Origin of the sequence: Synechococcus sp. 8F6 (assembly GCF_002252665.1) — a bacterium.
Lineage (GTDB): Bacteria > Cyanobacteriota > Cyanobacteriia > PCC-6307 > Cyanobiaceae > Cyanobium_A.
In genome coordinates this window covers 16,993-41,689 of sequence record NZ_NQKZ01000013.1, presented here as the reverse complement: position 1 = coordinate 41,689, position 24,697 = coordinate 16,993, and the positions used below count along the sequence as shown (strand labels likewise).

Below are 24,697 nucleotides of genomic sequence, written 5' to 3'. Positions count from 1 at the left end.
GATGCCCCGATCTTCTCACTGCAGCAAGCAGGATGGGGCCATGCATCGCTTGGCATCGGTACCGGGAGGAGGGGAGGCAGCCGATGTCGGTGCCCTGGTGGAGCAGCCCCCCGCACCGGTGCTGCTGCTCAGCAGTGCCGACACCGACCTGCTGGCCATCGACCAGTTGCTGGCGCAGGAGCCGCAGCTGTTGGGGACCGAACTGCGGGGCCTGAACCTCGCGGCTCTGGCCCATCCCGCCCAGATCGACCACTACCTCAGCTCCACGGTGCGCCATGCCCGGCTGCTGGTGGTGCGGCTGCTGGGTGGGCGGGGCCACTGGAGTTATGGACTGGAGCAACTGCAGCTCTGGGCGGCAGCCCAGCCAGACCGCCAGTTGCTGGTGCTGGCCGGCACGCCGGAGGAGGAAACCGCCCTAGCCGAACTGGGCACGGTGGCGCCTGAGCTGGCGGTAGGCCTGGCCCAATGCTTGCGGGAGGGCGGGCCGGCCAATCTGCGTCGCTTGCTGGTGTGCCTGCGGGGGCTGCTCGATGGCGAAATCCCGCCACCACCTTGCGCCGAGCCCCTGGCCGATCCCCTCCCCCACGACTGGCGCGAGGAGCCGGGAGCACGGGTGGGGGTGATCGCCTACCGGGCCCTGCTGCAAGCCGGCGACCTTGCGCTGATCGAGGCCACCCTCGCGGCCCTGCGGGGGGCTGGTCTCTGCCCGCGGGCGCTCTGGGTGAGTGGGCTGCGGGATCGGGCCGTGCAACGGGGCGTCGCCGACCTGTTGCACCAGCAAAGGGTGCAGGCGGTGCTCTGCAGCACGTCGTTTGCGTCGGTGCAATTTGAGGAGGCCGGTTTGGGGGCTCCCCTGTGGGAGCAACTCGGGGTGCCGGTGCTGCAGTTGCTGTGCAGCAGCCAGCCCCGTAGCCAGTGGCAGGCCAGCAGCATTGGCCAGGGCCCCATCGACCTCAGCCTGCAGGTGGCTCTCCCCGAACTGGATGGCCGGCTCACCACCCGCATCGGCGCCTTCAAGGAGACGGTGGGGGCCAGTGAGCGCCTGGCTTCAGCCCTGCAGCGCTACCAACCAGACCCGGAGCGCCTGGCCTGGATTGCCCAGCTCAGCGCCAATTGGATTCGCCTGCGGCAGACCCCAGCCAGGGAGCGGCGCATCGCGCTGGTGCTGGCCAATTACCCCGCCCGCAACAGTCGCCTGGCCAATGGCGTGGGGCTCGACACGCCGGCCTCCACGGCCCTGATGCTGCAGTGGCTGGCCGAGGCGGGCTACCAGCTCAGTGAGGGCCTGCCCAGCAGCGGCGAAGCCCTGATCCAACAGCTGCTGGCCGGCCGCAGCAACGATCCCGAAAGCGAACACCGCCCGCCCCTGGCCCTGTTGCCCCTGGCCGACTACCAGGCCTGGTATGCCGGACTGCCGCGGGAGGGACGGGAGCTCCTGGAGGCCCGCTGGGGGCCACCGGAACGGGATGCGGGTCTGGTGAGCGCCCCCGGCCCTGGGGCCGCGCTGGGGTTCCCGATCCGCGGACTCCAATTGGGCCATGTGGCCGTGCTGATCCAGCCGGAGCGTGGTTACGACCGCGACCCCGCCCTCAGCTACCACAGCCCCGACCTGCCCCCCACCCACGCCTACCTGGCCCAATACCTGTGGCTGCGTCAGACCTTTGGGGCCCATGCCGTGGTGCACGTGGGCAAGCACGGCAACCTGGAGTGGTTGCCCGGCAAGGGTCTGGGGCTCTCAGACCAGTGCTTCCCGGAGTGGGCCCTCGGGCCGCTGCCCCATCTCTACCCCTTCATCGTCAATGATCCGGGCGAGGGCTCCCAGGCCAAGCGCCGCAGCCAGGCCGTGATTCTCGACCACCTCACCCCACCGCTGGGTCGCGCCGGGCTGCACGGCGCCCTGCAACAGCTTGAGGTGCTGCTCGACGAATACTGGGAGGCCAGCCAGCTGGGCAGCGAGCGGGCCGCACCGCTGCGGCAGACCCTGGTGGAACAACTGGAGACCCTGCAATTGCCCCTGGGCACCGCCGCGGAGCTGGATGCGCGCCTGGATGCGGCTGATGGCTACCTCTGCGAACTCAAGGAAGCCCAGATCCGGCTCGGGCTGCACACCTACGGCACCCTGCCGGAGCCCCAGCGGTTGGCGGAGCTGCTGCTCTGCCTGGTGCGCTGCCCCCTGGCCAACCAACCCGGCCTCACCCAGGCCCTGGCCCATGACCTGCAGCTCAGATTCGACCCCTGGGCCGATGCCGATGCCACGGCGCTCGAACCTGGCGACCAGCGTCGCCTCCAGGCCGCTTTTGGGGGTGAGTCGCCTCGCCTGGTGGGAGATGGCGTGGCTTTGCTCGAGCGGCGGGCCCTGGCGCTGGTGGAGCAGGAGCTGCGGGAGGACGGGCCAGGGCCAGTCGAGGCCGGTGAGCTGGGGCCAGCCGTGCAGCAGGCCGTGCAGCATCTGCGTCAGGCCGTGCTGCCACGGCTGCTGGCCTGTGGCGCCGCTGAGCGCGAAGCCTTCCTGCGGGGGCTCGACGGGGAGCGCATCGCCGCCGGGCCCTCCGGAGCCCCGACCCGAGGCCGGCCCGATCTGTTGCCCACCGGCCGCAATTTCTACAGCGTCGATCTGCGCGGCCTGCCAACGGAGGCCGCCTGGGACCTGGGTCGTCGCAGCGCTGAACTGCTGCTGGAGCTGCATCTCCAGGAGCAGGGGGAGCACTTGCAGACCCTGGTCTTGTCGGTGTGGGGCACGGCCACGATGCGCAATGGCGGCGAGGACATCGCCCAGGTGCTGGCGTTGCTGGGCGTGCGGCCGGTGTGGGATGGCCCCACCCGCCGGATGGTGGACCTGGAGGTGATCCCCCTGAGCCTGTTGGGTCGGCCGCGGGTGGATGTGACCCTGCGAATCTCGGGGCTGTTCCGCGACGCGTTCCCCCAGCTGGTGAGCTGGGTCAACCGGGCGACAGCTCTCGTGGCGGCGCTCGAGGAGCTGGATGCCGACAACCCGCTGGCGGCGGCCTGGCGGCGGGACGGTCACAGCGCCCGGGTGTACGGCTCAGCCCCAGGCGCCTATGGGGCGGGGCTGCAGGGCCTGATCGACAGCGGCCAGTGGGAGCAGCGCGGCGACCTGGGCGAGGCGTTTCTCAACTGGAGCAGCTGGCGCTACGACAGCCAGGCGGGCATTCCGGGCCAAGCGGGCATCGAGGCCCAGGCCGATCGGGACGGCCTCGAGCAACGGCTGGGTGCCGTCCAGGTGGTGTTGCACAACCAGGACAACCGCGAGCACGACCTGCTGGATTCCGACGATTACTACCAATTTCAGGGGGGACTCAGCGCCGCCGTGGAAAAGCTGTCGGGGCAGAGGCCGGCCCTTTGGTTTGGCGACCACTCCCGCAGCGCCCGGCCAAAGCTGCACCGCCTGGAGCGGGAATTCGACAAGGTGCTGCGCAGCCGCGTGCTTAACCCACGCTGGATCGAGGCGATGCAGCAGCACGGCTACAAGGGCGGCTTCGAGATGGCTGCCAGCCTCGACTATCTGTTTGCCTACGACGCCAGCACCGGCCGGGTGCCCGACTGGGGCTATGGGGCCCTCTGCGACCAATGGCTGAGCGATCCCGCCGTGCTCGCTTTTCTAGAGCGGAGCAATCCCTGGGCCCTGCGGGACATGGCCGAGCGGCTGCTGGAGGCCCACAACCGTGGGCTCTGGGACGGCGCACAAAAAAACCAGCTGGAGCATCTGCGCCAGCTGGTGTTGGAGAGTGAAAGCTTGATCGAACAGAACTGAGCTGAGCCAGCTGAGCGAAGCACTCAGCTGTTGAGATCTCTCACCATCTGCTTGAACGGATCGATGGCACCGGCCTTGCCGGTGGGCTGCTGGCTGATCTGGGGTTGGGCCTGTGGCTCGGCCTGCACCTGCTCCTGCTCCTTCTTGATGGCGGCAGTACCCCCGGGCACATTCACCCCAAAGGCCGTTCCCTTCATCCGTTGATCCAGCTCCGCCTGGGACATCGTCTGGGCGAAGGTTTTCTTCACCGGCTTGGGGATGCCACCGGTGAGGTTGATCGACTCCTGCTGGCTGGTCTGGCCGCCAAGGCCTTCGGACATCTTCTCGAGCTTGGCCTCCATCGAGGCCACCTCAGCCACCATCTCCTTGTTGCCGGGGCTGTCGACGGTGCCGGGGAAGGTGCGGCGGATGGTGTTGGAGCGCCGCATGAACTCGACATTGCCCATGCTGCTGGAGGCGTCGGCATCGAGGAAGAAGGTTTCGGCCTCCTTCTTCGGCTGGGCGGGCACATTACCGTTGTTGGTGTTGCCGCCACGGGCGGCGAACAGGCGATCAAACAGACCCATCGACTGGCACGGGAAAGCGTCGCCAAACCCTAGCGGCCGTGAAGCGCTAAGCCATGGGTATCCGTACCACAACTCATCAAAAGGCCCCGTTGCTGGAGGTCGGCGGCGATCGCTTCGCACACCACCGGTGTGGGCGCCCAGCGGGGCTGCATCTGGTAGTCGTACCAGGCCTCTGCTCCATCAAAGCCCAACCGATAGGCGGCGGCGATCAGCCGCTGGAAAGGCAGGCGGTAGCGGGCCGGATGGGCGAGCAACAGCAACGCCCCGGCCTGGCGGCCGGCTTCCAGCACGGCTTCGGCCTGTAGCGCCGGACCCACCACGGACTGTCCGTGCAGGTAGGGCCCCAGGCTGGAGTGATGCTCGCCAAAGCCCAGCGCCAACACGTGCACCAGGCAGCCTTCGAGCAGGCAACTGATCTCCACTCCCCGCCAGAGCCTCGGCACCGATTGGCCTGAGTGGGATGCAGCCTCAAAGTGTTCCAGCACCGGCCCGTAGGCGGAGATGCTGTGGTGGTCGGTGATCGCCAGGTGCTCCAGGCCCAGAGCGACGGCCTGCTCAGCAAGCTCCTGGGGGAGCAGGCTGCCGTCGCTGCATGTGGTGTGGCAGTGGAAGTTGACCCGGCCCGGGCAACAGCGCGGCGTCAGCTGCTGCAGCACGGTCCGCAGCGGATGGTGGGCTGGCTGGGGATTAAGCACCGGCAGCCAGGCGTTCGGCCCGCAGCCGCCGCCAGCGGGCATAAAACTGGATCGAGGCCGCCATGAACACCACCAGCGCCACGATGAACCAGGTGGCAGCACCTGTAGGAAACTGGTTTTTGAACACCACCAGCATCACCACGATCACCAACAGCAGGGTGGGCAGCTCGTTGAGGGCCCGCAGTTGTTTCGGGCTCCAGCTGCACTGGCCGGACCGCAGCTGCCCCATCAGCCGGTAGCAAAAGACGTGATAGGCAAGCAGCGCCGCCACAAAGGCCAACTTGGCGTGCAGCCAACCCTGCTGGAGCCAGGCCGGGTTGACGCTCAACAGGCCCGCCGCACAAACAACAGCTACCACCATGCCGGGGGTGGTGATGATGTTGGCCAAGCGGCGCTCCATCAGCCCGTATTGCTCCTGAAAGGCCAGGCGCAGGGGGGTATCGAGCTCCTCAGCTTCGCGGTGGTAGATGAACAACCGCACCAAATAGAAGAGTCCGGCAAACCACACCACCACACCCACGATGTGGAGCGTTTTGAACCAGAGATAGGCCTCCGGGGGCCAGCTCAGGGCCAGCAGGGGCATGGCGGTGGTTGTCAGGGCGAGCCACAACGTAAAGCCCCAGGCCCCCTGGCCTGGGTGGCGCAATCCATGATCCCATCAATCCCAGCGAGCTGGATCCTGGCTAGGGCGGAAGCTGCCGAAATCCAACGGCCGTTGCATCAAGTCGTTGGTGATCGTGCTGCAGATGGCATTGAGGGGTAGCGAGAAGCTGCTGCCATCGCGATCAAAGGGTCCCTCCACGTAGGAACCGATCCGCTCGGCGGTGAGAAAGCCCATGAACAGCACCACCCCAACCAGGATGTGGCTGGAACGTTGAAATTCCAAGAGCAACTGCAGGCCATAGAGCCAGGTGATCATCCGCACGAACACGTCGTAGGACGCGGGAATGGGTGTGTTGCGAATGCGTTGCAGACCACCAATCGCGTCGTGGCAGAGGTTGCTCACCTCGCTCAATTGTTGCCGGCCCCAGCCATCAATCCAGCCATCGCGATGCAACCGCTCGATCGCCTGGGCCCGTTGCCGGCAAACCTCCTGCAGGGAGGTGGCGGGCTGGAGCTGCAGGTCGGCCAGCAGGCCCTCAACGCCGCGGTGCAGATCGGTGCGCCAGAAATTGCGCAACTCGAAGTTGAGCAGCCACACCTGGGCCACCTGATACTCCATCAGGCAGCGTCCCCGCTGGGTGGCGAGCTGCCGCTGGGGCAGCAGGGCCAGAAGCACATCGCGCCACTTGCGGCTGTGGTTCACCATCGCTCCCCAGAGGGTGCGGGCTTCCCACCAGCGGTTGATGGCCTGGGTGTTGCGAAAGGCGATGAAGATCGACACGGCGATCCCCAGCACCGAGATCCCCATGGGGGTGAGGCCCCAACGGGTCGGCAGGGGGCCGCGCCACACCGCAACGGCCACCAGGAGCCCAAATAGCAGCAGATCGAGGCGCATCCTCCAAAACAGCTGCAGCACCACCAGTCCGTAGTCGTAACGGCGGGTGCGGGGTGGATCACCATGACCACCCGTCAACAGCGTGGACATGGTGGGACGCGAACGCCCGACCATCATCCCGGACACGCTTCAGCGCCCAGGTGGGCCTCAGCTGCAGACCGGATCGCGACAAGTTCGTCGTGAGGGATTTTCTCGAGCTGCTTCATCACCAGGCCCATGCGGGGATTGCGCCGCAGGGTTTCGGCATGGCGGCTCAGAAAGTCCCAATAGAGGGCATTGAATGGGCAGCCCGTCGGGCCCGTGCGCTGCTTGGGGTTGTAGCGGCAGCCCTTGCAGTAGGTGCTCATCCGGTTGATGTAGTTGCCGCTGGCCGCGTAGGGCTTGCTGGCCAGCAAACCGCCATCGGCAAACAGACCCATGCCGAGCACGTTGGTCTGCATGACCCAGTCGTAGCCATCGACAAACATCCTGTGAAACCAACCGGTGAAGGCCTGGGGATCGAGGCCGGCGATCAGGCCGTAGTTGGCGAGCACCATCAGCCGCTGGATGTGGTGGGCATAGCCGCTGCTGTCCAGCTCAGCCAGCACCGTGTCCATGCAGGCCATGCCACTGCCGCCCAGCTGCTCGAGCCACACCGGCAGGGGGCGATCGGCGCCGAAATGATTGCGCTGGGGATAGTCGGCCCCAAACCACCAATACAGCCCGTGGGTGTATTCACGCCAACCCAGGATCTGGCGGATCACCCCCTCCAGCGACGCCAGCGGGGTATCCCGCTCCAGGCCCGCCTGCTCCAGCCGCCGGATCACCTCCAGCGGGTGCAGCAGGCCCAGGTTGAGGTACGGAGAGAGCAGGGCATGCCAGAGGGTGGGCTGGCCACTCACCATGGCGTCCTGGAACGGTCCGAAACCATCGAGGCGGGTGGCGATGAACTGCTCCAGCACCGCCAGGGCCTGGCTGCGGGTGACGGCCCAGCGGAACGGTTCGCTCTGTCCGGGTAAGTCCTCGGCGCCACTCGCCGCCAGTTCCGCGGCCAGGCGCTCAACCTTGGCGATCACCGCCTGGGTGGTCGCATCGGGCGCGAAACCCAGCGGTTCTGGGCCGGCCAGCCCCTTGGGCGGGGCCTTGCGGTTGTCATGGTCGAAATTCCACTGGCCGCCCAGCGGCTGGCCGGCGTCGCCCATCAACACACCAAAACGCTTGCGGCCCTCCCGGTAAAACAGCTCCATGCGTAGCTGCTTGTAGGGCTGGGCCCAGGCCGCGAAGTCCTCCTGGCTCCAGAGGAAGGCAGTGGAGCGATGCCACACCAACGGCACCGTCAGGTCCAGGCGCTCGATGGCCGTCCGGAAGGGACGCTCAGCCGGGTCCATCAGGTGCAGCTCACGGATGCCGTGCTGCGTGATCCAGGTCTGCAGAGCAGCGGCGAAGGTGGTGGCTTCGCAGTAATCCACGCTCCAGCCCAGCTGACGCAGCTCAGCGGCGAAGTGGCGCATCGCACTCCACACCAGCACCAGCTTCTGGCGGTGATAGCGGCGCTGCTGCAGCACCGATGTGCTTTCGATCAGCAGCACCCGAGCCTCGGCAGGTGCGAGGGAGGCCAGGGCCGGATGGGTCTGCGAGAGCTGGTCGCCCAGGATCCAGATGCCGGCAGTCATGCGGCGGAATCACCGGCCAAGCGGCAAACCCGTCGCGCCACAGCGGCGGCATAGCCCCGCTCCACCGGACCAGCCAAGGGGCTCACGACCCCATTGCGGCAATCCACCACCAGGCGCTCGTGCTGGCCGTGCTGGTCGCTCACCCGCAGGCGCAGCTGCCAATGGTGCTTGGCGCTGCGGCTGATCTCATCACCGCACACTGGGCCGACGCAAATCCCGGGTGCTGCCCAGGCCGGACCAACCCTCCCCGGCAGGAGCTGCAGCAGCAGCACCAGCAGGGGAAGCAGCACCACAGCAGCAAGATGCCTCAACTGGCCAATTCCTCGCCGGCGAGGTCGTCACTGGGATGAAAGTAGTCCCACACCTGGCGGGCCAGAGCCGGCCCCACCCCCGGGGCCGCCGCGATCTGATCGGGACTCGCCAGCTGGATGGCATCGATCGAGCGGAAGTGGGCCAGCAGCTCCTTCACCCGCTTGGGGCCCAGGCCGGGAATGTCGGAGAGGCGGGAGCGCTTCATCCGCTCGCCCCGCTGCTGGCGATGGAAGCTCACCGCGAAGCGGTGGGCCTCATCGCGCAGGCGGCGCAGCAGCTGCACCCCCAGCTGGTCGGGTTCGCTCTCAAGCGGCTGCTTCGCCCCCGGCACGAACACCTCCTCCCGCTGCTTGGCCAGCGAGCAAACCACCAGCTCCTCGTCCAGGTTCAGCTCGCGCAGAGCCTCCATCACGGCGGAAAGCTGGCCCTTGCCGCCGTCGATCATCACCACATCGGGCCAGTCGTTGAGCCCGCCGGAGTGCAGGGCCGTGTTGGCCGCCCGACGCAGGGCCCTCAGATCCGCTCCCTCCGCTTTGGCCTGGGCCCAGCGCCGGAAGCGCCGCCGCATGATCTCGGCCATGGCCATGAAGTCGTCGGAGTGGCCGGCGCGGATCGAGCTGCTCTGGATCTTGTATTTGCGGTAGTGCTGCTTGGCCGGCAGCCCATCGATGAACACCACCTGGGAGGCCACCGCATCGCTGCCCTGAATGTGGCTGATGTCGTAGCCCTCGATGCGCCGCGGCGGACTGGGCAACTCCAGCAGCTGGGCCAGGTCTTCGGTGGCCAGCAACTGCTGTTCAGCACCCCGTTGGGCGCGTTGCAGCTCGTAGCTGGCGTTGCGCTCCAGCAGCTCGATCAGATCGGCCTTCTGCTGCCGCTGGGGCACGGCCAGCTTGACGCGCCGGCCGCGGCGCTCCACCAGCCACTCCTCGATCAGGGGCTGCTGGGGCAAGGGGTGCTGCAGCAGCAGCTCGGGCGGAATCTCCACCGGCTCCACCTGGCTGTAGTGCTCCTCGACCACCCGCTGCAGAATCCGGCCGGGCTCCAGGGGCACGCCATCGGCGCCAACGGCATCGGCGGTGAACCCCAAGCGACCCACCAGCTTGCCGGCCCGCATCTGGAACAGCTGCACGGCCGCCACCCGCGCATCGGCCGCCAGGGCGAGCACATCGCGGCTCACCGAGCTGTCGCCGAGGCTCATCTTCTGGTCGGCCGTGAGGGTGTCGATGCCCTGCAGCTGGTCGCGCACCCGGGCGGCACTCTCGAAGTCGAGCCGCTCGGCGTACTTGCCCATCTGCTCGTGCAGCAGCTCCAACAACTCCTCGTTGCGCCCCTGGAACACCATCGCCACCTGGCGCAGGGTGCGGTGGTAGTCGTCTGAACTGATCTTCTCCTGGCAAACGCCCGGGCAGCGGCCGATGTCGAAGTTGAGGCAGGTGCGGTCGCGGTAGAGCGGCTGGGGCCGCTGGCGCAGAGGGAACACCCGTTTCACCAGGGTCAGGGTGCGGCGCAGCAGGCCCACATCCACATAGGGGCCATAGAAGCGATCGAGGGGTGAGCGGAAGCGGCGCCGCCTGGTGATGAAGATGCGCGGGTAGGCCTCACTCCAGGTGATGCAGAGGTAGGGATATTTCTTGTCGTCTTTCAGCAGCACATTGAAGTGCGGCTGGTTCTGCTTGATCAGGTTGGATTCCAGCGCCAGCGCCTCGGCTTCGCTGTCGGTGACGATGAACTCGATCTCGGCCACCTGGCGCACCATCAGTGAGATGCGCGGGCTATGGGCGTGGCCGCTGCCGCTCTGGAAGTAGCTGCGCACCCGGTTGCGCAGCAGCTTGGCCTTGCCGATGTAGAGAATCCGGTCGCTGGCGTCGCGCAGCAGATAGCAGCCCGGCTCGGAGGGAACCTCCCGCAGCCGGGCCTTGAGCCGATCGGGCTGCTGCAGCAGGGGCAGGCTCAACCGCCGTACTGCCAGCCGGTGCCTCCCAGCTCCAGGGCAGCGCCATCGCGGTGCAGGGTGGCGCTTTTCACCTCGCCGACAAACACGGTGTGGTCGCCATGGGCCACCTGCCCCACCAGTTCGCACTCCACTGCGCCCAGCGCGTTGTCCAGGATCGGCAAGCCCAGCTCCCCGAGCTGGAACGGGGCGGCGTCAAAGCGCCCACCCACCCCTTTCTGGGGCTTGAAAAACACGGCAGCCAGGTCTTTCTGGTCGGCAGCCAGCACGTTCAGGGAAAACTTGCCGGTGCGCTGGATCATGCCGTTGCTGGTGCTGTCGGCCCGCACCGCCATCACCACCAGGGGCGGCTCAAAGCTGCCCTGGGTCACCCAGCTGGCGGTGAAGCCGTTCACCTCCTCAGCTTCGGCCACCCCGCAGATGAACACCCCATGGGGAATCTTGCGCAGCAGCGTCTTCTTGGCTTCGGCGTTGAGGGTGGCAATCGGGGCCATGGCGGCAGAGGCGCCCGGGGGCGCGGGGAACTGGCCCAACTCTAGAAACGCTGGGGGCGCCCATAGGCTGGCTGGATGCGTGCCCTTTACCCCGGCAGTTTCGATCCCCTCACCCTGGGCCATCTCGATCTGATCGAGCGGGCGGCCCGGCTGTTTGACGGTGTGGTGGTGGCGGTGCTGCAGAACCCCGGCAAACAGCCCGCCTTCAGCCTGGAGCAGCGCCTGGAGCAGATCCGCAGCGCCACCGCCCACCTCAATGGCGTGGAGGTGGGCAGTTTTGATGGGCTCACCGTGGATTTCGCCGGTCGCAGCGAGGCCCAGGTGATCCTGCGCGGGCTGCGGGCCCTGAGCGATTTCGAATTCGAGCTGCAGATCGCCCACACCAACCACAGCCTGGCCCCCCAGGTGGAAACGCTGTTTCTCGCTACCGCCGTGCGCCACAGCTTTCTGAGCAGTTCGGTGGTGAAGGAGGTGGCGCGGTTCGGTGGCGATGTGCGCCACATGGTGCCTCCTGGAGTGGCGGATGACCTGGCCAGGCTTTTTAATCGGACATCTGTTTAGAGCCGTCCATGGCCGAGGCCACCATCACCGTGCTCGATCAGCTCGATCAACTCGAGGAGATCGTGCTCGAAGGCAGCCGCATTCCCTTCAGCGGTTGCCGCCTGGTGAACGAACAGGACGCCATTGAAGTGATGGATGCCCTGCGGGAGGCGCTGCCAACCCAGCTGAGCCAGGCGGTCGAGCTGATCCGGCAGCGGGAGGACTTCATCGGCCAGGCCCGCCAGCAGGCCGACGAGATCATTGCCACCGGCAAGCGCGAGCGTGAACAGCTGATCAACGGCGCCGCCATCCGCCAGGAGGCGGAGCGACAGGTGGCCGAGTTGCGCGACCAGGCCCGCCAGCAATGCGAGCAGCTGATGCTGCAGGCCCGCCAACAGGTGGCCCAGGCCGAGCAGGAACACCAAGCCCGCACGGCCCAGATGGAGCAGCAATTTGCGGCCCGCCGCCAGCAGCTGGAGCAGGAGGCCGCCGAACGCAACCGTCAGCTGCTGGAGCAACACGAGCGCAACCGGCAACAGGCGATGGCGGAGCTGGAGCAGGTGCGCCAGGAGGGGATGCGGGTGCAGCGCGACAGCCAGGCCGAAGCGGAGCGGCTGCACAACGACGCCCTGCAGTTCCGCCAACAGACCCAGCAGCAATGCGATGCCCTGGTGTCCCGCAGTCGCCAGGAGGCCGCCGCCATCCAGGAAGGGGCAAACCGCTACGCCGAACAGGTGCTCGGCGAACTGGAAGGGCGCCTCAAGGAGATGAGCCAGGTGGTGCTGGGAGGCCGGCGCGAACTGGTGCGGCTCCAGACACCGGAAGTGGCGTCCGCCGGTAGTGAGGAGCCGGTCAGCCGCCGCCGCCGGGTGGCCAACACGCTCAAGCAGCTGGCGGGTTAGAGCGGGCAGAGCTGGGTGTTCTGCGCCTGGCGCAGCACCCGGCCGATGGTGTCGTTGGGGGAGCTGGCGCCATTGCTGATCGCACTCACATAGCGAGGGCCAGCACTGGTGAGCAGCACGCCACTGATCGATCGCACCCCGCTGATGGTGCCGGTTTTGCCGAAGAATTGGCCCTGCAGAGGGGTGCCCACGTAGAGATTGCGCAGGGTGCCTCGCTGACCAGCAACAGCCATGGAAGCCAGGTAGGCACGGCCGTAGGGGTGTTGATCCATCCGCAGCAACAGGGCCGTCAGGAAGCGACTGGTGAGGCGATTGGCCCGGTCGAGGCCACTGCCATCGGCGATCCGCACGCCATCCATCGGCAGGCCCTGCTCACCCAGCCAGAGGGTTTGGCGCTGGGCGGCCTGACCCAGATCCCAGGTGCCGGCAGCTTGCCGCAGCAGCACCTCGGCGGTGAAGTTGTGGCTCTCGGTGTTGGCCAGGCTCAGCAGGTTGTGCATCGGCGCTGAGGGTTCCTGATGCAGCAGCACCGCATCACCCGGCAGGGGCGCGCGCGACGACACCTGAGACACCTGCACCTTGCCGCCCTGCTGGCCCACGGATTTCTGCAGCAGGGCTTGCAGACGGGAGGGCGGATTCATCACCGAGTCGTGGATGGCATTGCTGGTGACGGCCAGCCGGGTGATCGGGGCCCCGTAGGCGTAGTAACGATCATCGGGATGCCAGCCCTGGGGCCACCACGCCTGGCGAGGCTCTTCGGCGATCTGGAGGCGCACCAGCGAAGGGGTCTCGCCGCTGCTGCCACCCGATCCCAGGGCCAACTTGGCAAAGCGTTGCAGCTGGGGCAGGGCCAGATCAGGGTCGCCCTCACCGGTGAGACGGAAGCTGCCGTCGCTGAGAAGCCAGAGCTGGGTGTTGAGGCGGTAATCAGGCCCGAGCCGATCGAGGGCATAGGCCGTGCTCAGCAGTTTCTGGTTGGACGCCGGAATGCGCGGGCGGGTGCCGTTGAGATCGGCCAGCAGTCGCCCCTGGCTATCGGCAATGCTGATGCTCCAGACCGGTGCCTGGCTGCCCACCGTGGTCAGGAGCCGCTGCTGCAGCGCCGGGCAGCTCACCTGCAACTGCAACTGGGGCAGGCCCACCGGAGGGGGCAGCGGCGGCAGGGTGGCCAGCGGTGCCGGCTCCAGCGCGTAGGCGGTGATCGCCGGGGCTTGCTGGGCCAGGGCTGCCGCTGGCAGCACCGCCAGCGTGATCAGCGCCCCAGCAGCTTGAACGGAACCACAGATGGTGCCCATCTCACTGGCCTCCGAGTTGCAGGCCACTCACCGTGCCCCCAACGCGGTACTGCAACCCCTCAATTTCCACGGGGGCGCCGACCTTGAGGTTTTGGTTGCCAAAGACGACGCCGCCGCCGCTCTTGCGGCCTTGGCCCTGCAGCACAAAGCGGGCATCCAGGCTGCCCAGGGTGGCCTGGTTCGGATCCACTGCCGTCACCACCGTGCCGTTGGGCTGCACGGCCGTCAGCAAGCGCTGCAAGGGCAGCACCTGCTTCACGTCCACCGAACCATGGGGCTGGTTGCGGATCACGATGGCCACCTTGCCCTCGCGCTTGGCCGCCTGAATCAGGGCGGCGGGATCCGCCACCGGCACACCGCGCACATCCACCAGCACCGTCACCGGCGTGAGGGCACCGGTGGCCTGGGCCACAGCGCCACTGAGCTTGGGACTCCAGATCACACCAACAGCGGCGAGCACCACCGCGGCTGCGGCGCCGAGGTCCACCAGGCTCCAGGAGCGGCCGTTGCGTGCAGATGACAGGTCGCGCTCGGGGGCCATCGGGCTGTGCAAGGGTACGGCGCAGTGTACGGAGGTTCGCCGGGTCCCACCAGAGCCGATACCGGCCAGCGGCAGGCCAGAACCTAGTTGCGCAGCCCCTCGATGAAGGCATCCATCACCTTGAGGTTGCCGCCGAGCCCCAGCCCGCACTCACCGGCCAGAGCCAGGGCCTGCTGCTCTGGATCCGGTTTCTGATCGAAGTGGGCCACAAAGCGGTAGCCGTCGGGATCGCAGCGGTAGAGCTCCCAGGGATCAGGGCAAGCCCGGCGCAGCGCCCCATCGCCGGAGGGGATCAGGGCATAGGCGCTTTGCCAGCCCGACAAAAATCCTTTGCGGCGCTGCCGGGCGACGCTGCCAATGCCCACCGCTGCATCCTCCAGGCTGCCGTTGAGCAGCACCACCGCCTCACGGTGAAGGGCGCACACCTGCTCCACCTCCTCATAGTCGGCGGGGGAGGGGGCCACCAGCAGCAGCACGCCCTCGCTGCCGCCATCGGCCTGTTGCAGGCGCATCTGATCCCGCAAGCTGGCGATGCGGGCGGCGAAATCCGGGGCATCGCGCTGGGCCAGGGCCGTGGCGCCGGCGTCTGGACACAACAGCCGCAGGCTGGGCTGAGCTGGGCTGAGGGCCGCCTGCAGACGCAGGGCCAAGGGCAGTATCCGCAGGCCCTCAAAGCGCAGCTCCACGGTCCACAGACCCTTGGCACCGCCGCTGAGGGCTGCCTGGACCGCCGTGATGGCTTCAGCCTCGGCGCTGCGCAGGTCGGGGGGGAGCATCAAGCCAGCACGGGTCGGCTGACCCTAAGGGCTCCCTGACCAAGGCGTCAGTCTGCTGGGTGTTCAGCTTGCAGCCACAACCGGGCCTGCTCGAGCGCCGCGGGAACACCCGCCAGATCGGCAGCGGTGAGCCAGGGCCCCAGGCTCAGGCGCACACCACTGGCGGCCGCCGCATCGGCATAGCCCATGGCCTGCAGGATCGGACTGGGAGCCAGCCCCCCCGGCTGGGCAGCGCGCCCACTGCTGCAGGCCGCACCACTGCTGACCGCATACCCCTGCTGCCAGAGGGCCTGCACCAGGCGACGGCCCGACAGGGGCGTGCCGCATGGGCTGGCCACCAACAGGCTGAGGTGGTGGGGTAGGCGGGGAGGATCGCCGGGGTGGCGGGGATCGGGGCCGCTGAGGCACACCCCCTCCAGCGCCAGCACGTGGGCCAGCAGGCCATCACGCAGATCCGTGATCGGATCACGGCCCCCGTGGGCCTGCAGGCGCGTTTGGGAGAGCTCCAGGGCACGGGTAAGACCCGCCACCAGGGCCACCGGCTCGGTGCCACCTCGCCGCCCATCTTCCTGGCCGCCCCCGCCGATCAAGGGGGACAGCGTCAAGCCTGGGCGCACCAACAGGGCGCCGACGCCCCGGGGCCCCTGCAGCTTGTGGGCCGCCAGGCTGAGCAGGTCGATCGGCAGGGCGTCGAAGGCCAACGGCCGATGGCCCAGCACCTGCACCGCATCCACATGCAACAGCACGCCGGCATCGCGGCAGCGGGCCCCGATCGTTTCGATCGGCTGGATCGTGCCCACTTCGCTCTGGCCCCAGATCAGCGACACCAGCCGTGTGGGCGGCACCAGCAGGCGATCGAGGGCCTCGAGATCGACCACCCCCAGGTGGTCCACCGGCAAGATCTCCACCTGCCAGCCGAGCCGTTGCACCTGTGCCGCAGCAGCCAGGGTGGCCGGGTGTTCGACCGCTGAAATCAACAGCCGGCCTGGCGTCCCCTGCCCGGCAACTCCAAGCAGGGCCGTGTGGATCGATTCGGTGCCCCCCGAGGTGAACACCAGCTGACTGGCGGCACAGCCGAGCAGCTCGCTGAGTCGCCAACGGCTGCGCTCCAGCTGCTCGGCGGCGGCCAACCCAAAACCATGCAGGCTTGAGGGGTTGGCCCAGGCATCAGCCTGAACCGCAGCCATGGCCTCGAGCACCTCCGCTGCCGGTGGGGTGGTGGCGCAGGCGTCGAGGTAGATCGGTGCGGAGGCAGCCGGTGCGGAGGGTGCCAAGGCGCTAGCTGAACAAACCGCTGTCCCGCTCCACCCGAGCCCGCGTGCGCGACTCCAGGGAGCTGGTGGCCAGGGCCACCAGGTCGTCGAGGGAGCTGCTGCTGAGCAGGGCCGCCACCCGGGCCCGGGCCTCCGCGGACGGACAGGCATCCGGCCGCAGACAACCGTTGATGCAGACCGTGGCGCAATCGATCTCGGCCTCTGCCGACCCGGCAATCGCGATGTCCTTCGCTGGTTGTTGAACGTTCACCGGGAGTCCGGTTGCAGGCTCATCAGAGCCTTCGAGGTCTGCGGCACTTTCACCCCACAGCTCGGGGGTGACGACACCGTCAAACACCGCCACCGCCGGACCGGTCATAAACAGATGGCCGCTGGTTTCATCCCAGGCAATCTCCAGCGGGCCGCCAGGCAGATCCAGGCGGGCGCAGCGCTCCGCCAAGCCGAGGCGATGGGCCACCACCAAGGTGGCGCAGGCCCCGGTGCCGCAGGCCAGGGTCGGCCCAGCACCCCGCTCCCACACCCGCATCACCAGATGGGTGGGGCTGAGGGCCTGCACGAAGTGCACGTTGGTGCGGGCGGGGAAGGCCGGATGCACCTCCAGGGCGGCGCCGTAGCGCTCCAGATCGACAGCCGCCACATCGTCCACAGGAATCACCACATGGGGATTGCCCATGCCAGCGGCTCCAACCGCGAAGGTCTCACCCGCAACCTCCAGGCTGCCCTGGGCGATCCCGGCATCGCCAAGCGCCAGGGTGGTGGGGATGGCCGCCGGCTCGAGGAAGGGGGCGCCCATGTCCACCCGGATGGTGCCGTCGATGCAGAGCTCGGGAACGATGCGCCCGGCCAGGGTTTCGATCTGCCACTGCCGGCCCGGGGCATCCCCATCGCTGTCGGCCAGGAAGCGCGCCAGGCAGCGGATGCCGTTGCCGCACATCTCCGGTTCGCTGCCATCGGCATTGAAAATCCGCATGCGCAGTTCTCCACCCTCCCGGGGCGGAAGGGCCAGGATCACCCCGTCACCGCCCACGCCGAAGCGGCGGTCGCATAGGCGTTGAATCCGTTCCGGAGTGAGGCCCAGATCGCTGTCGCTGCTGCCCGCCCCCCGGGCATCGAGCATGAGGAAATCGTTTCCCAGACCTTGATATTTGCTGAACTGGAGCACGATGGGGGCAAACGCAGCCACCGCCAAATCCTATGCAGAGCTTTTTCGAGAAGCGCTTGGCGGCTCTCGATACCTCCCAGCCGAGCATTCGCCATCTGCAGGATCTGATCCGCCACAAAACTCCCGTGGCCATCCAGGTGATGGGTGTCGGTGAACTGGAAGGAACCCTGCATTGGCAGGACGTCGCCTATCTCGCCCTCAGCCAGGCGGAAGGCCGTCCTCTCACCTTGATCAACCGTGCTGCGGCCTGCACGATCCGCGCCCTGGGCTGATCCCGCCCTCACCGACTGGGCTGTGGCACGATCACAACTCTGATCCAGGCCTGGCTGCTGTGAGCGACGCACCCCGCTACCAACCCCAGGCCCTTGAATCCCGCTGGCAGCAGCAGTGGGATGCCGCCGGGCAACACCGCACGGCCGCTGCTGATGGCGAGCCCTATTACGCCCTGTCGATGTTTCCCTATCCCTCGGGGAACCTGCACATGGGCCATGTGCGCAACTACGTGATCACCGATGTGATCGCCCGGGTGCAGCGCATGCGCGGCAAACAGGTGCTGCATCCGATGGGCTGGGATGCGTTCGGCCTGCCGGCGGAGAACGCCGCGATCGAGCGGGGCATCGATCCGGGCGTGTGGACCGATCAGAACATCGCCTCCATGCGCGCCCAGCTGCAGCGCCTGGGTCTCTCGATCGACTGGGACCGGGAGGTGGCCACCTGCCACGCCGATTACTACCGCTGGACCCAGTGGCTGTTCCAGCAGTTTCTCGAAGCCGGCCTGGCCTACCAGAAAGACGCCACGGTCAACTGGGATCCGATCGACCAGACGGTGCTCGCCAACGAGCAGGTGGACAGCGAAGGCCGCTCCTGGCGCTCCGGTGCCCTGGTGGAGAAGCGCAAGCTGCGCCAATGGTTTCTGAAGATCACCGCCTACGCCGACCAGCTGCTCGACGACCTTCCCAAGCTGCAGGGCTGGCCGGAGCGGGTGCGCACCATGCAGGCCAACTGGATTGGCCGCAGCACCGGCGCCGAGCTCAGCTTCCCGGTGGTGGATGGCGAGGGCGCAGACACCGGCGAACACATCACCGTGTTCACCACCCGGCCGGACACAATCTTTGGCGCCTCCTATGTGGTGCTGTCCCCCGAGCACCCTCGGGTGGCCTCACTCACCACTGCGGAGCAGGCGATCCACGTGGAGGCTTTCTGTGATCTGGTGAGTCGCCAGAGCGAGCAGGAGCGCACGGCCGACGACAAACCCAAGCGCGGTGTGCCGATCGGTGCGCAGGTGCGCAACCCCGCCAACGGCGAACTGATCCCCCTCTGGATCGCCGACTACGTGCTGGCGGACTACGGCACAGGCGCCGTGATGGGGGTGCCCGCCCACGACCAGCGCGACTTTGTGTTTGCCCGCCAGTACGAGCTGCCGGTGCAGCAGGTGGTCATCCCGGAGGGCAGTGATGAGCACGCTTACGAGGGTGGCGCCTGGACCGAGCCCGGCGTGCTGATCCACTCCGGCCGCTTCAATGGCCTAGCCAGCGCAGAGGCCAAAACGGCCATCACCGCCGCTGCGGAAGCCGAGGGCTGGGGTCGGGCCCGCATCACCTACCGCCTGCGCGATTGGCTGATCTCCCGCCAGCGCTACTGGGGCTGCCCGATCCCGGTGATCCATTGCGACAGCTGCGGCGTTGTGCCCGTGCCGGCGGAGCAACTGCCGGTGGAGCTGCCCAAGGGCGCCAACCTTGAGGGCAAGGGCGGCTCGCCCCTGGCCCAGCTCGAGAGCTGGTGGCGTGTCGAGTGCCCCTGCTGCGGTAAGCCCGCGCGGCGCGAAACCGACACCATGGACACCTTCATGTGCTCCAGCTGGTACTTCCTGCGCTACAGCGATCCCCACAACTCAGCCCTGCCCTTCAACCGCGAGGCGGTGGATTCCTGGCTGCCGGTGGACCAGTACGTGGGTGGCATCGAGCACGCCATCCTGCACCTGCTCTACTCGCGCTTCTTCACCAAGGTGCTGCGCGACCGAGGCCTGCTGGGCTTCGATGAGCCCTTCGCGCGCCTTCTCACCCAGGGCATGGTGCAGGGCATCACCTACAAGAACCCCCATAGCGGCAAGTACATCGCCCCGGCCGATGTGGCCGATCCCAGCGATCCCCGTGATCCGATCACGGGCGAGGTGCTGGAAACCTTCTACGAAAAGATGTCAAAGTCGAAATACAACGGCGTCGATCCCGCCGTGGTGATCGACAGATACGGCGCTGACACCGCCCGCATGTTCATCCTGTTCAAGGCGCCGCCCGAGAAGGATCTCGAGTGGGATGACGCCGATGTGGAGGGTCAGTTCCGCTTCCTGCAGCGCCTCTGGCGCCTGGTGGATGGGGCCGTGGGCCAGGGTCTGGGGCTAGGTGATGGCGGCTCCAGCACCGCGTCCAGCAGCCTCAGCCCGGAGGACAAAGCCCTGCGCCGCGCCGTTCACACCGCCATCAGCGAGATCAGCGATGACCTCGACGGCGACTACCAATTCAATACGGCCGTTTCGGAGCTGATGAAGCTGAGCAACGCCATGGGCGAGCACCTGCAGGGGGCTTCCGCGGCCGTCGCCAGCGAAGCCCTGCGCACCCTGCTGGTGCTGCTGGCGCCGTTCGCGCCGCACCTGGCCGAGGAGCTCTGGCAGAGGTTGGGGGGCAATCCCGATGGCCAAACGAGCGTGCACCACCAGGCCTGGCCAAGCGCTGATGCCAGCGCCCTGGTGCGCGACACGATCCCGCTGGTGATCCAGGTGAAGGGAAAGGTGCGCGGCAACCTCGAAGTGCCCGCCGATGCCGACAAGGCCACCTTGGAGCAGCTCGCCCTAGCCAGCGAGATCGCCACCAAATGGCTGGAGGGCAAAGCCCCCAGCCGAGTCATCGTGGTGCCGGGCAAGCTGGTCAACCTGGTGCCCTGAGGGCCTCAGAACCACTCGGCGACTGCGTCCTCCACGGTGTTGACGTTGGCTTCGGGGGTAGAACGGCTGAACTCGAGGGTGATGTGGCGGCGCTGCTCGCCATCGGCCGCCACTGCCGTGATCGGATACTGCTGTTGACCGTCGCGGAACGGCACCTGGATGCGGAAGGTGCCGTCTTCGGCGAGGGGTACCAGTTCCTCGCCGATGCGCAGGGTGGCCGAGGGATCGGTGGCGCCGTAGACGATCAACTCGGCATCGGCAACCAGCCAGAAGGAGCGCTGGCGTGAGGCAACCCCACCGGCACCCGATGCCGTGCGGCCGCTGGCCCAAAGGCCAGCACCGGAGGCGTTGAGCCCCTGGCTGGAATCGGCGAAGGTATCCACCTCATGGAAGGCTTCCGAACCGCGACCTGTCGCCCGCCAGGTGGAGGTGGCCACCTGGTAGACGCGCTCGTGGATTCCCGGTGCGGCCTCGGAGATCAGCGGCGCAGCCGGGGCCTCGGTCACCGGAGCCTCGAGGGTGAAGGGCACGAATTGATCAAGGATCAGCTCGCTGGGATGGAGTGAGGGAACGTGGGCCACGGCGGAAAACGCCAAGGAACGCCAAGCACCGCCCGCAACCCGATAGCCCAGTTCAACCCGGTAGGCCCGGTCACTCAGGGGAACTGGCAGGTACCACTCGGTGGCGTGGCTGTTGACCACCACTTCCTGCATGGTGTGGGGATGGGCGCCGCCTTCACCGAGGCCGGTGACATCGGCGATGCGCAACACCAACTGGTTGGCTCCGTCGGCCATCGCCTGACGTCGATCGGCATCAGAGAGCTCCCAGAACACATAGGCCCACTGGGGATCACGGGGCAGAAAGACCACGGAGGTCTGGGCCTCTGGGCGAGGGGCCGGAGCCATGCCCGCCTCCAGGGCGCGGAGGTCGGCCGGGCCCTGCCCAGGCTCGCCCGGAGAGGGCGCCTGACGCTCGATGGCCCGCAGCAGCTGATCTTTCAACATGCGGCTGTAGCGCCCGATGCCGAGATTGCTGGCCAAGTGGCGCAACTGCCGCAGGGTGAGGTCGCTCGCTTCAAGGCTGTCACCGGACATCGGAAAACCTGAGGAGCTCGCCACTGCGCATTTCGGCAAAAGATGCAGCAATCTTGTCGGCATTCCGCCCTTTTGGTCGGGCGTGTCAGCAGATCACGATCGGGGAGCAGCAAGCCAGGGCCTCCGCTCAGCTTTTCTGTCAGCGGGAGCAAACCGAACCATCGCGGCCGTGGTGAAGGGATGGGGCCTCAGTCGTTGGCGCTGAGTTGCACCCAGCAGCGCGGCAGCACCTCCCCGGAGGGAAACACCAGATGGTCCTTACGCACGAGACCTGGATCCTGTAGCTCCTCTCCGGCATGGAGACGAACCAGCACATCGGCAACAAAAGGATCCAAAAGCTGCTTCAGATCGAGCACCTCCACCAGGCTCTCGTCGTCGGCATCACGCAATTTGAGAAACATCAACTCCTCCCCTCTATCGCTATCAACAGTCTGATGCGATCTTGCGGAGTTGGATACACGCAATCTTGCAGCTCGCGTGCTGCAACGTGCTTTAGATCAAACTTTCTGGCTGAGCCGCCACAACTCATTGACGTGCTCACCAGATTCCACTGCCCGCAGACGCTTGACCAGCTCAAACACCTCACTGGCGGCCAGCTCACCGTTGTCTTGCCATTCCAGGCTGCGGGGCTCGAACAGATCACCGCTGGAGTTGAGCTCCTCCCGGGAAGCCATGACGAAACCGCACGTTTTGTGGACCCTATGGAGATTTGGAGCTGATCGAGGCTGGAGCCGCAGGTTTTCTACGGAAGATTGTGTGAAGAACAGCGCCTAACGGGTCGAAGCCCCCTAGGGCATCGCCAAGGTGCGGCGGCCAAGAGCGGCCTGCTGCAAACCCGCCTAGGCCTGACGACCTAGGCCTGATCCAACTTGGCCGCGAGCACCGCATCGGCGCGGGTGAGCCCATCCACCTTGTGGGTGTACACCAGCGCTTCAGCGTGGCCCCAGCCCAGGGTGAACTCGGCGTGATGGCCCTGTGCCTCGCAGATCGCGCCAGCACGGTTGACCCAATCGAGAGCCTGCTGAAAATCGGCAAAGGTCCAGGACTTGTGCAGGTGGTGCGCCTCGATCACCTGCCAACCCGGCAGCTCCGGCAGAAGGGCGGCGAGCTCGGTGTCGCTGAGGGTGGGCGCACCATCGGTGCAGGGAATGCAGGTTTCCTGAGAGAGAGCCATGGGATCGCAGCCAGTCGGGATCCCTCAATCATGGCGAGATCAGTCTGGGTGAGATGGGCGCAGCCGCAGCTGTTGCCTCCAGCCGGGGAGCCCGCTTCCGAACAAAGGGCCTTGCTCGCCCTGGGGGAACAGGACGTCGATCCGGCTGGTCTGGGCCCACCGGTTGGGGTGACGATCCGGGGAGCCTCGAGTGATCACCTGGTGGTCGGATGCACGGGCACCGCTCCCCAGGTGGGCGATGAACAGCGCTACCAGCTCAGCTACAGCGCCCTGTTGCGCGCCATGACGTCACCCGTTGTCAGCCGTTGTTTCATCAACGACCGTTCCTAGGGTTGTTAATTGGCACGATTCCCCGATGCAGTCGCCCCTTCGCTCCGCCGCCAGTCCAGAGGGGCCGGGAGCAGCCTTCAGCCTGATCATTGCCGTGGTGGTCGGGCTGGCGATCCTGCTGAGCCAGACCGTCTTCATTGTTCCGGCCGGCAACGTGGCCGTGGTCACCACCCTCGGCAAGGTGACCGGTGTTCCGCGCAATCCCGGCGCCAACATCAAGGCGCCGCTGGTTCAGAACACCTCGCTGTTTGACGTGCGCACCCAGGTGCGACCCGAGCAGTTTTCCACCCTGACCAAGGATCTGCAGGTGATCCAGGCCACGGCGACGGTGAAATATGCGATGAAACCGGCCGAAGCCGGGCGCATCTACGAAACGATTGCCACCGACGACCAGCAGATCTACCCCCGGGTGATTCAGCCATCCCTGCTCAAGGCGCTGAAATCCGTGTTCTCGCAATATGAGCTGGTGACGATTGCCACGGAGTGGAACTCCATTTCCGAGCTCGTGCAGGAGAAGGTGGCGGAGGAACTGCGCAAATTTGACTACGTCACCGTGCAGGGCCTCGACCTGACGGGCCTGCAGATCGCCGAGGAATACCGCGCCGCCATCGAGCAGAAGCAGATCGCCGAGCAGCAGCTGCTGCGGGCCCAGACCGAAGTGCTGATCGCCGAACAGGAAGCCAAGCGCTACGAGACGCTCAACACCAGCCTCGATGACCAGGTGCTTTACAAGCTCTTCCTCGACAAGTGGGACGGCCAGACCTCCGTGGTGCCGGCGCTGCCCGGTGCCGCTGGCGGCTCTGGCAACGCGGTGATCGTCAACGGACGCCGCTAGACGTGGGTGGGCTCACGCGACTCATCTGCCTTGAAGACCTTCCTCGTCACCGATGCCAACCGGGGCATCGGCCTGGAGTATTGCCGCCAGCTGCAGCAGCGGGGAGAGCGGGTGATCGCCGTCTGCCGCACCCCCTCACCTGAGCTGGAGGCACTGGGAGTGCGCATCGAAGCGGGGGTGGACCTCACCCGTGAGGCCGCTGTTGCCGATCTGGTGGATCGGCTGGCGGGCCTGCCGCTGGATGGGGTGATTCTCAACGCCGGCGTGCTGGAGGCCACCAGCCTCGAGCACCTGGATCCAGACAGCCTGCGGCGCCAGTTTGAGGTGAATGCCCTGGCACCACTGCGGCTCACTCACGCCCTGTTGCCCCAGCTGCAGCGCGGCTCGAAGCTGGTGCTGATGACCAGCCGCATGGGATCCATCGACGACAACACCTCCGGCGGCTCCTACGGCTACCGGATGTCGAAGGTGGCGTTGAACATGGCCGGCACATCGCTGGCGATCGACCTGAAGCCCCGGGGCATCGCCGTGGCGATCCTGCACCCCGGCCTGGTGCGCACCCGCATGATCAACTTCAACCCCCAGGGGATCAGCCCGGAGGAGTCGGTGCGCGGACTGCTGGCCCGCATCGATGCCCTCACCCTGGACAACTCCGGCAGCTTCTGGCATGCCAATGGAGAGCGGTTGCCCTGGTAAGGGGCTCCAGACCCTTCAGCAGCCGCAGCCCGTTGGCGATCACGCAGGATTGCTGCAGCACTGATCGGCAGGTTGGGGGCAGCTCCTCATGGGCTCTGGCGTCTTGCCTAAGACCATGTTGTTCAGGTCTGTCGTTATGGCTCAAACCACCACTCCCACCCCAACCCCGTTGCATGCCACGTCCCAGGAGGTGGCGA

The 24,697-nt window shown here is 67.0% G+C and carries 25 protein-coding genes; 8 read left to right on the top strand and 17 right to left on the bottom strand.

All coding sequences use genetic code 11. The features are described from left to right. Positions 1-40 precede the first annotated feature (40 nt). Positions 41-3,772 (top strand): cobaltochelatase subunit CobN, encoded by a 3,732-nt coding sequence (cobN, locus tag CJZ78_RS10210; protein ID WP_094561214.1) that lies wholly within the window; start codon positions 41-43, stop codon positions 3,770-3,772. Positions 3,773-3,795: 23 nt separating this feature from the next. On the opposite strand, the gene CJZ78_RS10205 is transcribed toward cobN, so the two are convergent. From CJZ78_RS10205 to CJZ78_RS10170, 8 genes are all read right to left on the bottom strand, one after another. Then, positions 3,796-4,338, bottom strand: coding sequence for a hypothetical protein (locus CJZ78_RS10205; RefSeq protein WP_094561213.1), 543 nt, complete (start codon positions 4,336-4,338; stop codon positions 3,796-3,798). A 29-nt stretch (positions 4,339-4,367) separates the two neighbouring features. Further along, positions 4,368-5,033, bottom strand: a complete 666-nt coding sequence (locus CJZ78_RS10200; protein ID WP_233128667.1) for a PHP domain-containing protein — start codon at positions 5,031-5,033, stop codon at positions 4,368-4,370. Beyond that, positions 5,026-5,616 carry a protoporphyrinogen oxidase HemJ gene (gene hemJ, locus CJZ78_RS10195; protein ID WP_094561230.1) on the bottom strand — a complete coding sequence of 197 codons (591 nt, stop codon included), beginning with the start codon at positions 5,614-5,616 and terminating at the stop codon, positions 5,026-5,028. The genes CJZ78_RS10200 and hemJ overlap by 8 nt, the downstream gene beginning before the upstream one ends. A gap of 75 nt (positions 5,617-5,691) precedes the next feature. Beyond that, positions 5,692-6,621, bottom strand: coding sequence for a bestrophin family ion channel (locus tag CJZ78_RS10190; protein ID WP_094561211.1), 930 nt, complete (start codon positions 6,619-6,621; stop codon positions 5,692-5,694). A 23-nt stretch (positions 6,622-6,644) separates the two neighbouring features. After that, entirely contained in the window at positions 6,645-8,183 is a 1,539-nt protein-coding gene (locus tag CJZ78_RS10185; protein WP_094561210.1) for a cryptochrome/photolyase family protein, read from the bottom strand. Beyond that, on the bottom strand, positions 8,180-8,494 hold the full coding sequence (locus tag CJZ78_RS10180; RefSeq protein ID WP_369802048.1) for a hypothetical protein: 315 nt from the start codon (positions 8,492-8,494) through the stop codon (positions 8,180-8,182). Before CJZ78_RS10180 ends, CJZ78_RS10185 begins: the two co-directional genes overlap by 4 nt. Next, positions 8,491-10,452: an excinuclease ABC subunit UvrC gene (gene uvrC, locus CJZ78_RS10175; protein WP_094561209.1), complete on the bottom strand. Its 1,962-nt coding sequence runs from the start codon at positions 10,450-10,452 to the stop codon at positions 8,491-8,493. Before uvrC ends, CJZ78_RS10180 begins: the two co-directional genes overlap by 4 nt. Further along, on the bottom strand, positions 10,449-10,943 hold the full coding sequence (locus CJZ78_RS10170; protein WP_094561208.1) for a flavin reductase family protein: 495 nt from the start codon (positions 10,941-10,943) through the stop codon (positions 10,449-10,451). The genes uvrC and CJZ78_RS10170 overlap by 4 nt, the downstream gene beginning before the upstream one ends. 75 nt (positions 10,944-11,018) lie before the next feature. Here CJZ78_RS10170 and coaD point away from each other — a divergent pair, with 75 nt between their 5' ends. Together coaD and CJZ78_RS10160 are read left to right on the top strand one after the other, a co-directional pair. Further along, on the top strand, positions 11,019-11,504 hold the full coding sequence (gene coaD, locus CJZ78_RS10165) for a pantetheine-phosphate adenylyltransferase (RefSeq protein ID WP_094561207.1): 486 nt from the start codon (positions 11,019-11,021) through the stop codon (positions 11,502-11,504). A gap of 8 nt (positions 11,505-11,512) precedes the next feature. Further along, a complete protein-coding gene (locus CJZ78_RS10160; protein ID WP_094561206.1) occupies positions 11,513-12,385 on the top strand; it encodes a hypothetical protein in 873 nt (290 codons plus the stop codon). On the opposite strand, the gene dacB is transcribed toward CJZ78_RS10160, so the two are convergent. From dacB to dapF, 5 genes are all read right to left on the bottom strand, one after another. Then, positions 12,382-13,680, bottom strand: a complete 1,299-nt coding sequence (gene dacB / locus CJZ78_RS10155; RefSeq protein WP_094561205.1) for a D-alanyl-D-alanine carboxypeptidase/D-alanyl-D-alanine-endopeptidase — start codon at positions 13,678-13,680, stop codon at positions 12,382-12,384. The genes CJZ78_RS10160 and dacB overlap by 4 nt on opposite strands. Position 13,681: 1 nt before the next feature. Continuing rightward, positions 13,682-14,221, bottom strand: coding sequence for a DUF4330 domain-containing protein (locus CJZ78_RS10150; protein ID WP_094561204.1), 540 nt, complete (start codon positions 14,219-14,221; stop codon positions 13,682-13,684). A gap of 83 nt (positions 14,222-14,304) precedes the next feature. After that, positions 14,305-14,997: a DUF1995 family protein gene (locus CJZ78_RS10145; protein ID WP_094561203.1), complete on the bottom strand. Its 693-nt coding sequence runs from the start codon at positions 14,995-14,997 to the stop codon at positions 14,305-14,307. A gap of 47 nt (positions 14,998-15,044) precedes the next feature. Continuing rightward, positions 15,045-16,271 carry a cysteine desulfurase family protein gene (locus CJZ78_RS10140; protein WP_094561202.1) on the bottom strand — a complete coding sequence of 409 codons (1,227 nt, stop codon included), beginning with the start codon at positions 16,269-16,271 and terminating at the stop codon, positions 15,045-15,047. Between the two features lie 4 nt (positions 16,272-16,275). Continuing rightward, complete coding sequence (gene dapF, locus CJZ78_RS10135) at positions 16,276-17,433, bottom strand: diaminopimelate epimerase (protein ID WP_094561228.1); 1,158 nt, start codon at positions 17,431-17,433, stop codon at positions 16,276-16,278. 32 nt (positions 17,434-17,465) lie between these two features. On the opposite strand from dapF, the gene CJZ78_RS10130 reads away from it, so the two are divergent. Then, positions 17,466-17,705 carry a hypothetical protein gene (locus CJZ78_RS10130; protein WP_094561201.1) on the top strand — a complete coding sequence of 80 codons (240 nt, stop codon included), beginning with the start codon at positions 17,466-17,468 and terminating at the stop codon, positions 17,703-17,705. A 20-nt stretch (positions 17,706-17,725) separates the two neighbouring features. After that, entirely contained in the window at positions 17,726-20,371 is a 2,646-nt protein-coding gene (leuS, locus tag CJZ78_RS10125) for a leucine--tRNA ligase (protein ID WP_369802050.1), read from the top strand. A 5-nt stretch (positions 20,372-20,376) separates the two neighbouring features. On the opposite strand, the gene CJZ78_RS10120 is transcribed toward leuS, so the two are convergent. The 4 genes from CJZ78_RS10120 to CJZ78_RS10110 form a co-directional block, all read right to left on the bottom strand. Continuing rightward, positions 20,377-21,465 (bottom strand): DUF4912 domain-containing protein, encoded by a 1,089-nt coding sequence (locus tag CJZ78_RS10120; RefSeq protein WP_094561199.1) that lies wholly within the window; start codon positions 21,463-21,465, stop codon positions 20,377-20,379. Positions 21,466-21,653: 188 nt separating this feature from the next. Continuing rightward, positions 21,654-21,866: an acetyltransferase gene (locus tag CJZ78_RS10115; protein WP_094561198.1), complete on the bottom strand. Its 213-nt coding sequence runs from the start codon at positions 21,864-21,866 to the stop codon at positions 21,654-21,656. Positions 21,867-21,962: 96 nt separating this feature from the next. Beyond that, positions 21,963-22,139: a hypothetical protein gene (locus tag CJZ78_RS14065; protein WP_158217068.1), complete on the bottom strand. Its 177-nt coding sequence runs from the start codon at positions 22,137-22,139 to the stop codon at positions 21,963-21,965. 179 nt (positions 22,140-22,318) lie between these two features. Further along, positions 22,319-22,639 carry a 4a-hydroxytetrahydrobiopterin dehydratase gene (locus tag CJZ78_RS10110; protein ID WP_094561197.1) on the bottom strand — a complete coding sequence of 107 codons (321 nt, stop codon included), beginning with the start codon at positions 22,637-22,639 and terminating at the stop codon, positions 22,319-22,321. A gap of 72 nt (positions 22,640-22,711) precedes the next feature. Between CJZ78_RS10110 and CJZ78_RS10105 the strand changes: the two genes are divergently transcribed. Genes CJZ78_RS10105 through CJZ78_RS10095 form a run of 3 tightly spaced genes read left to right on the top strand, consistent with a single transcriptional unit; the run spans position 22,712 to position 24,500 of the window. Continuing rightward, positions 22,712-22,969 (top strand): hypothetical protein, encoded by a 258-nt coding sequence (locus CJZ78_RS10105; RefSeq protein WP_198953879.1) that lies wholly within the window; start codon positions 22,712-22,714, stop codon positions 22,967-22,969. Positions 22,970-22,994: 25 nt separating this feature from the next. Then, positions 22,995-23,804 (top strand): prohibitin family protein, encoded by an 810-nt coding sequence (locus tag CJZ78_RS10100; protein ID WP_094561196.1) that lies wholly within the window; start codon positions 22,995-22,997, stop codon positions 23,802-23,804. Positions 23,805-23,834: 30 nt separating this feature from the next. Then, positions 23,835-24,500, top strand: a complete 666-nt coding sequence (locus CJZ78_RS10095) for an SDR family oxidoreductase (RefSeq protein ID WP_094561195.1) — start codon at positions 23,835-23,837, stop codon at positions 24,498-24,500. The last annotated feature ends 197 nt before the right edge of the window (positions 24,501-24,697 follow it).